Origin of the sequence: Sporosarcina beigongshangi (assembly GCF_033485195.1) — a bacterium.
In the GTDB taxonomy this organism is placed as follows: Bacteria; Bacillota; Bacilli; order Bacillales_A; family Planococcaceae; genus Sporosarcina; species Sporosarcina beigongshangi.
Map to the genome: position 1 here is coordinate 22,116 of NZ_JAWLIR010000053.1, position 6,754 is coordinate 28,869.

At 36.7% G+C, this 6,754-nt stretch carries 9 protein-coding genes; all 9 read left to right on the forward strand.

Going from position 1 to position 6,754, the window contains the following annotated elements; genetic code table 11:
- The 9 genes from R2B77_RS16640 to R2B77_RS16680 all read left to right on the forward strand — a co-directional run bounded on the left by R2B77_RS16640 (position 1) and on the right by R2B77_RS16680 (position 6,466).
- Positions 1–345, forward strand: coding sequence for a phage head-tail connector protein (locus R2B77_RS16640; protein WP_203246335.1), 345 nt, complete (start codon positions 1–3; stop codon positions 343–345).
- The gene (locus R2B77_RS16645; protein ID WP_203246336.1) at positions 342–644 is read left to right on the forward strand and encodes a hypothetical protein; all 303 of its coding nucleotides are present in this window, start codon (positions 342–344) and stop codon (positions 642–644) included. Before R2B77_RS16640 ends, R2B77_RS16645 begins: the two co-directional genes overlap by 4 nt.
- Positions 641–997: an HK97-gp10 family putative phage morphogenesis protein gene (locus tag R2B77_RS16650; protein ID WP_203246337.1), complete on the forward strand. Its 357-nt coding sequence runs from the start codon at positions 641–643 to the stop codon at positions 995–997. Before R2B77_RS16645 ends, R2B77_RS16650 begins: the two co-directional genes overlap by 4 nt.
- Entirely contained in the window at positions 997–1,386 is a 390-nt protein-coding gene (locus R2B77_RS16655; protein ID WP_203246338.1) for a hypothetical protein, read from the forward strand. Before R2B77_RS16650 ends, R2B77_RS16655 begins: the two co-directional genes overlap by 1 nt.
- Before the next feature lie 2 nt (positions 1,387–1,388).
- Entirely contained in the window at positions 1,389–1,814 is a 426-nt protein-coding gene (locus tag R2B77_RS16660; RefSeq protein WP_203246339.1) for a phage tail tube protein, read from the forward strand.
- Positions 1,815–1,910: 96 nt separating this feature from the next.
- Positions 1,911–2,216, forward strand: a complete 306-nt coding sequence (locus R2B77_RS16665; RefSeq protein ID WP_203246340.1) for a hypothetical protein — start codon at positions 1,911–1,913, stop codon at positions 2,214–2,216.
- Positions 2,188–2,508 (forward strand): hypothetical protein, encoded by a 321-nt coding sequence (locus tag R2B77_RS16670; RefSeq protein ID WP_203246341.1) that lies wholly within the window; start codon positions 2,188–2,190, stop codon positions 2,506–2,508. Before R2B77_RS16665 ends, R2B77_RS16670 begins: the two co-directional genes overlap by 29 nt.
- Positions 2,509–2,600: 92 nt before the next feature.
- Entirely contained in the window at positions 2,601–5,213 is a 2,613-nt protein-coding gene (locus R2B77_RS16675; protein WP_203246342.1) for a phage tail tape measure protein, read from the forward strand.
- 143 nt (positions 5,214–5,356) lie between these two features.
- On the forward strand, positions 5,357–6,466 hold the full coding sequence (locus tag R2B77_RS16680) for a restriction endonuclease (RefSeq protein WP_203246343.1): 1,110 nt from the start codon (positions 5,357–5,359) through the stop codon (positions 6,464–6,466).
- Positions 6,467–6,754: the final 288 nt, after the last annotated feature.

The window sequence follows — 6,754 nt, forward strand, 5'->3', positions numbered from 1 at the left end:
ATGTTGATATACGAAATTCTAGCACGAATCAAACGGATTCTTTCAATTGTAGATGTTGCGAATGATGACGTTTTAACTGATTTCATTGAGATGTATGACAAGGCTATTTGCCTCCATACAGGAACTACTGAGACACCTACAGCTTTAGAATTCATTCTAACTGAAGCAGTCATTGCAAGATGGCAACGCATGGGGTCAGAAGGTATGAAATCAGAGAAGATTGACATTGTAACTCAACAGTTTACGGATGAAGTTTTAGATTCATATTTGCCATATATCCAACAATGGAAAGCAGCAAATCAACCTGATGGCGGTTCATCGTTGAAAAGGATTCAGTTTCTATGAGACAAGATTCTAAGTTTACATTTCAAGTTGAGGAACGGGTCAGCAATGGTATGGGTGGCTGGAAAGTTGATTATAAAGATGGTCAATCCTTCATGGCTCACACTTCACCAGTTAAGGCTGAAATTGCACTCAAGGAATATGGGATTGTTTCAACATCCGCTAGGCGATTAATCACAAAAGAAAAGATTAATCTACCACTGGAATCATTCATATTAAAATCATCTGATGACACAAAATATAAGATTCTTCAACACTTGGATTACAAAATAAACATCCTCTTAATTGAGGTGATTTTATGAGTAATCGGATTGAAGGATTAGATAGATTCATGGCATGGGCAACGAATGCACCTAGAGAGTTAAATGATGCGGCTAGACAAGCGGTTAAGAATCGGACTCTAGAAATGGAAGCTAATGCCAAGGCGCAAGCGCCAGTTGATACAGGAACCTTGAGGCGGAGCATTAATTCACAAATAAGTGAAACGAGCGGCTCAATTACGGGTGAAGTCTCAACTAATTTGGAATATGCGACGCATGTTGAATATGGTACTTCTAAGCAAGTAGCACAGCCATATATGACACCTGCATATGTAAATGCTTCCAGACAACTAGAAGAAGATTTGAGACAAGCAATGAGGGAGGTAAGTAACTGATGAATGTATCTATTGAGCTTCAAAAGGCTATCTATCAACAGTTGGCGCTTGGAAGCTATGACGTAACAGAAATCAAACAAACTTCACCTGTTTTCCCTTTCATTGAAATTGGACAAGAGATACAGCGAGATGTGAACGTAAAATCGCATAATCGGACGTTTCATCATGTTACTATTCACACGTTTTCCAAAGGTAGTGATTCATCTGTTAGCAAAGTTATGAATCAATTTGTAAAAGATAGCATTCTAAACTTGAAACAAGTGGACAGCTTCCAAGTAGATTTTGTGAGATTAGACAACCTATTAACACTTACTGAGACAGAAATAGATACAACAATTTGGCACGGAATACTTCAATTTGAAATTGAATTAACAGGAAGGAAGATATGAATATGGCAGCTACATTAGGTATGGATTTTGTTCTCTATTTTGATAAGGGAACGCTAGGGATAGAAGATTGGGTAATGATTGCAGGTCAGCGTAATGCAACACTCAATCAGTCTACAGAAACGCATGATATTGGAGTTAAAGGTGCTAATGGTTGGAAGGATTACATTGCAGGAGCAAGAGAGTGGTCAATTGATTGTGACGGACTCTATTATCTTGATGATGATGCTTTCACAGCTTTTAATGATGCTTATTTAGCACGTAAGAAGTTGAAAGTTGAAGTGAGGCTTCCAAATGACAAGCGATATGAGGGGCTTGTCTTAATAGAAAATCTTGACTTGGATATGAACTATGATGACACAGTAACCTATGGTACAACCCTTAAAGGTTGCGGTGAGCTTCAATTAGTAGATGTTCCACCAATTCCATAATTTAAGCAATTCAGGTGAAATGGCACAACTTGACGGTTCAGCGCATTACATCTTTTTTTATGCTTAAAAATACTACAAAAAAGGAGAGCAATATAAATGAAAACTATTGAAATCAGCGGTAAAACATATGAACTCAAATTCGGATTTAATGCACTGGCAGATATGGAGCAAGCACTAGGAAAACCTATTGATAAAATTGGTGAAATTGGTGGGCTTACACTAGTTCGTACAATGTTTCTATTCGGCTTAAAACATCAGCATCCTAAACTATCTGAGCGTAAAGCAGGGGATTTATTAGATGAATTCATGTCTGAAGGCGGCAAGATTGAAGACTTGTCTGTAGCAATCAAAGTTGCTATGGAGGGCTTCACTGGTGGCGCTGCTATGCCCTCAGACGAGTGAAGGCTACATTAACATTGATGAGGTCTTCACAATGATTGTTGGCACTCTAAAACGTCCTATTGAGGATGTAGATAAGTTAACAATGAAGCAACTTTCATTATTGCTATCTAATCACTTTGATGACAGAAAAGATCACTATGAAATGATTGCTTATGCCTTCAGAGCAGGTTATACATCGGCACACAGTGGAAAGAAAGTTTCATTGTTTGAGGATGCTAACAAACAAAAGCGAGTCACACAGAAACAGCGTGAAGATGAGCTTAGAGCACTTAATGAGATATTCAATAATTAAATCTGACGGGGGAAAGTTGCCATTAAATTTGGTGACTTTCCCCCGTTTTTTTGTTTCAAAAAATGGAGAAAGAAGTTGGTGAGAGTATGGATATGATTGCAAGATTAGGTGCAGATATTAGTGGGTTTACTTCTCAAATGCAAATTGTACAGCAGCAGATGAGTGGGGTTGGAGATAGCTTCAGAAATCTAGGTCAGCAAATTAGTAACCTAGATGGGAGTGGACTTCAAAAAATAGGCGGAAGTATTACAGATGTTGGAAAGAAGATGTCACTAGTTTCCCTTCCATTAGCCGCATTTGGAGGATATGCAGCTAAGGCATCTGTGGATTTTGAGTCAGCATTTGCGGGGGTCAAGAAGACGATTGATGGTACGGATGAGGATTTCAAAATGCTTGAAGATGGAATTAGAGGAATGGCTAAGGTTCTTCCTACATCAGCAGCAGAGATTGCGGGAGTTGCTGAAGCGGCTGGACAATTAGGCATAAAAACAGAAAATGTTTTGTCGTTTACTCAAACAATGGTTGACCTCGGAGAAGCAACAAATATGACGGCAGAAACCGCTTCCACAAGTTTTGCTCAATTTGCTAATGTGGTAGGAATGCCACAAGAGAACTTTGATAGATTGGGGTCATCAGTTGTTGCGTTAGGAAACAACATGGCAACAACTGAAGCGGATATTGTTGGAATGGGTATGAGGTTATCAGGAGTAGGCGCACAAATTGGATTGACAGAATCAGATATTATGGCGCTATCTGCAACTATGTCAAGTGTTGGGATTTCAGCAGAAGCAGGCGGATCAGCCATGACTCAGGTACTTAAGAAGATTGGGAACGCAGTAGCAGATGGTGGGAAAGGACTAGATAAGTTTGCGGCAGCCTCAGGATTATCTTCTTCAGAATTTGCTTCAGCATGGGAAAGTGATCCAATTACAGCACTAGATTCATTTGTTAAAGGGTTGTCTGAGTCAGGGATAGAAGGTGAGAATCTAAATGCTATTCTTGGAGATTTGGGAATCAAAGGTATCAATGAAACAGATACTCTTTTAAGACTAGCAGGAGCATCAGATTTACTTTCAGAAGCTGTTGGGATTTCATCTGATGCATGGGAAGAAAACTCCGCATTGTCAGATGAAGCAGCTCAACGTTATGCAACATCTGAATCAAAACTTGCTATGCTGAAAAACACACTAACAGATATGGCAATTACCATTGGTGATATTATTGTCCCAGTCATCTTGAAAATGGTAAAAGTTATAAAACCTTGGATTGAAAAGTTTAGCCAATTGAGCGAAAAAACTCAAACAATCATCGTTGTTATTGGTGCAATTGTAGCTGCATTGGGTCCCGCACTTGTTATTTTTGGATCAGTCGTATCAGCAGTTGGTAGTATAGTATCAGCATTCGGTGCAATGAGCGGTGTAATAACAGCAGTTAAAGCAGGATTTGTATTATTAACGGGTCCCGTTGGGTTAGTAGTAGCTGCAATTGCCGCATTAGTTGCTATTGGTGTATTGGTTTATAAGAATTGGGATGAAATTTCCGCATTCTTGGTGACGTGTTGGGAGAATATTAAAGAGGTAGCAGTAGAAGTTTGGAATGGATTAACAGAATTCTTTTCTAATGTCTGGGAAGGTATTACTGTAGCATGGAGTTCTGCATGGGAATCTATATCATCTTTCTTAGAAGGGTTATGGAATGGGATTATTGCCATTGGAACAGCTATCTTTGATGCATATAAGCTATATTTCACAACACTCTTTGACGCTTACAAGACTATCTTTACAACAGCTTGGGAAGCCATTAAGAAGGTACTGGAAGTAGTATGGAATGGGATTGTAGCGATAGGTAAAGCTATTTGGGATGGCTATAAAAAATACTTCACAGCAGTTCTAGATGTCTACAAGACTATTTTTACAACTGTTTGGAATGCTATCAAGAAAGTGTTGGAGACAGTGTGGAATGCCATTAAGAAGGTTGCAATAACGGTATTTGATGCGCTTTCTAAATTCTTCACAACTGTATTAGATGGCATAAAGTCAGCGTTTACAACTATCTGGAATGCAATCAAAACTTTCATTACTAATACATTTAACAGCATTAAAATGACAGCCACAACTATTTGGAATGTTATCAAAACGACTATTACAACTATTGTAGGTGGGATGAAGACTAATATCACTAATACGTTTAACAGTATTAAAACAACAGCATCTTCAATATTTGAAGCAGTTAAAAATTCCATTATAAAGCCAGTAGATGCAGCTAAAACGGCAGTAGGAAAAGCGATTGATGCAATCAAAGGTTTCTTCAGTGGACTATCGTTAAAGTTTCCTAAAATTGAGATGCCTAAGCTTCCTAAATTCACAATGACGGGGAAATTCAGTTTATCGCCTCCTAGTGTTCCGAAAATTGGGTTGAATTGGTATGAAACTGGGGGTATCTTCACAGGAGCTTCAGTTGTAGGAATTGGGGAAAATGGAGATGAAGCCGTTCTTCCATTGTCTAACAAGTCTAAAATGAGACCATTTGCAGAAGCAGTAGCTTCCATGATGCCTAGAAATCGAGGTAATGGAAGCAGCAACGATAGCGGTGGAGATATTACAATTAATTTCAATGTAGCAAATATGAACGGAACCAAACAAGAAGCAGACAGCTTCACCAAAACTATCATGGACAACTTAAAGAGAAAGAGAGGTATCCGATAAATGAAAGGGTAGAATTAATGCAATACAAATGCCGTCTACGGGTTCTATATGAGCTTGTAGACGGATTTTTGTTTGTCTATTACTTTATACCTCGATATGCTACTATTGACATACCCAATAGTTCAATAGGAGGGTTTGGTAAAATGGATGACGATTATGGTTTCTCTTTTGATGAAGATTCAGAGGAAGCGATAGTAGCAAAACAAATTGTTGAGGAACAAAGTAAATTAATTTTATCCGACAAGAATAATAAAAAGCTATTTGTGAATTTTTTTGATTTATATGCAAAAGATGAATTCGATAATATTTATTTCTTGATAAGTTGTGAAAGACAAATGCATATGTCGATGTTCGGTAATTACTTTATTGAATTCAAAAAATATGGTGACGATCATTATCAATATTTTTTCTGTGTGAATAAATACCCTCCATTTGTAAAACTTTTGGTTAAGAATGGAATCCTTCAAAACTTCGATGCTGATAACAAATATGATGAGTATTATAATTATCTATTAATCACAGTTTGTTTAAAATACATTTCACAAGAGTATTTTGCAAATTCATTTAAAGAATTGTATGGTGGCTTTTTTTCTGATATAGAAAATTTAGATGTTGATAAGTGTGTAAATGCGTATTATTCTATTGATTTTATTAATCATGATGATCTATTAATTCACTCACAGTTTGTTTATTTTTTGTCCGAATTTAATAACAAAATTAATGAAATATGTGAAAATCTGAATGAAATCAGATCTTTACTCTTCGAAAAGGTATCTAAATACTTAGATGACAAGGTACAGAATGACTTTGAAAATCAACTGTTAAATCATGGAATGAAACTAGAAGATAGTGTAGAGTATAATCCCTATGATAATGTGACAATAGATGATGTGGATCAATTAGATGGTATTGAATTCGAACACTATGTATCCTATCTATTTGAAAAAATGGGTTATTCAGTTGTTGTAACATCTGCATCTGGTGACCAAGGGATAGATATTATTGTTGCTAAAAATGGAATTAGCTTAGGTGTTCAAGCAAAACGGTATATCTCCGCAGTAACAAATACGGCTATTCAAGAAGTTGTGGCAGGTATAAAACATTATAGTCTCCAAAAAGGTGTTGTGGTTACAAACAGTAATTTTACAAAATCAGCAATGGAATTGGCTAAATCAAATGATGTGATTTTATGGGATAGAAATAAGCTGATTGAAATTATTCAAACCGTAAAAAGCATGAACAATCTTTTTTAATATCTTACACTCTCATAATCGAGGTTGTTTTTATATACCTATTTATTCAGGACAATGGAAGCCCTTTTACAGTTCAGAAGTTTGGATTGTGGAGGGGCTTTTTGTTGTTTACAATACTTAATCCACTTAATTTTACTTATGAAAAATGTAATCAAATTCATAAAATCTGATAAATAGTTAGACAGTTATTATTGCCTGTGGTATAGTTTTCTTATCAGGAAGCGTGGTCAATATATTGGCAACAAACGCTTTCATATCAACGTTTTGATGCAAATGGGACAAAAACCG

Bases quoted from the DNA above. Each gene is read 5' to 3' on its own strand.
- R2B77_RS16645 (WP_203246336.1), top strand. From the start codon at position 342: ATGAGACAAGATTCTAAGTTTACATTTCAAGTTGAGGAACGGGTCAGC.
- R2B77_RS16660 (WP_203246339.1), top strand. From the start codon at position 1,389: ATGGCAGCTACATTAGGTATGGATTTTGTTCTCTATTTTGATAAGGGA.
- R2B77_RS16640 (WP_203246335.1), top strand. From the start codon at position 1: ATGTTGATATACGAAATTCTAGCACGAATCAAACGGATTCTTTCAATT.
- R2B77_RS16650 (WP_203246337.1), top strand. From the start codon at position 641: ATGAGTAATCGGATTGAAGGATTAGATAGATTCATGGCATGGGCAACG.
- R2B77_RS16665 (WP_203246340.1), top strand. From the start codon at position 1,911: ATGAAAACTATTGAAATCAGCGGTAAAACATATGAACTCAAATTCGGA.
- R2B77_RS16675 (WP_203246342.1), top strand. From the start codon at position 2,601: ATGATTGCAAGATTAGGTGCAGATATTAGTGGGTTTACTTCTCAAATG.
- R2B77_RS16680 (WP_203246343.1), top strand. From the start codon at position 5,357: ATGGATGACGATTATGGTTTCTCTTTTGATGAAGATTCAGAGGAAGCG.
- R2B77_RS16655 (WP_203246338.1), top strand. From the start codon at position 997: ATGAATGTATCTATTGAGCTTCAAAAGGCTATCTATCAACAGTTGGCG.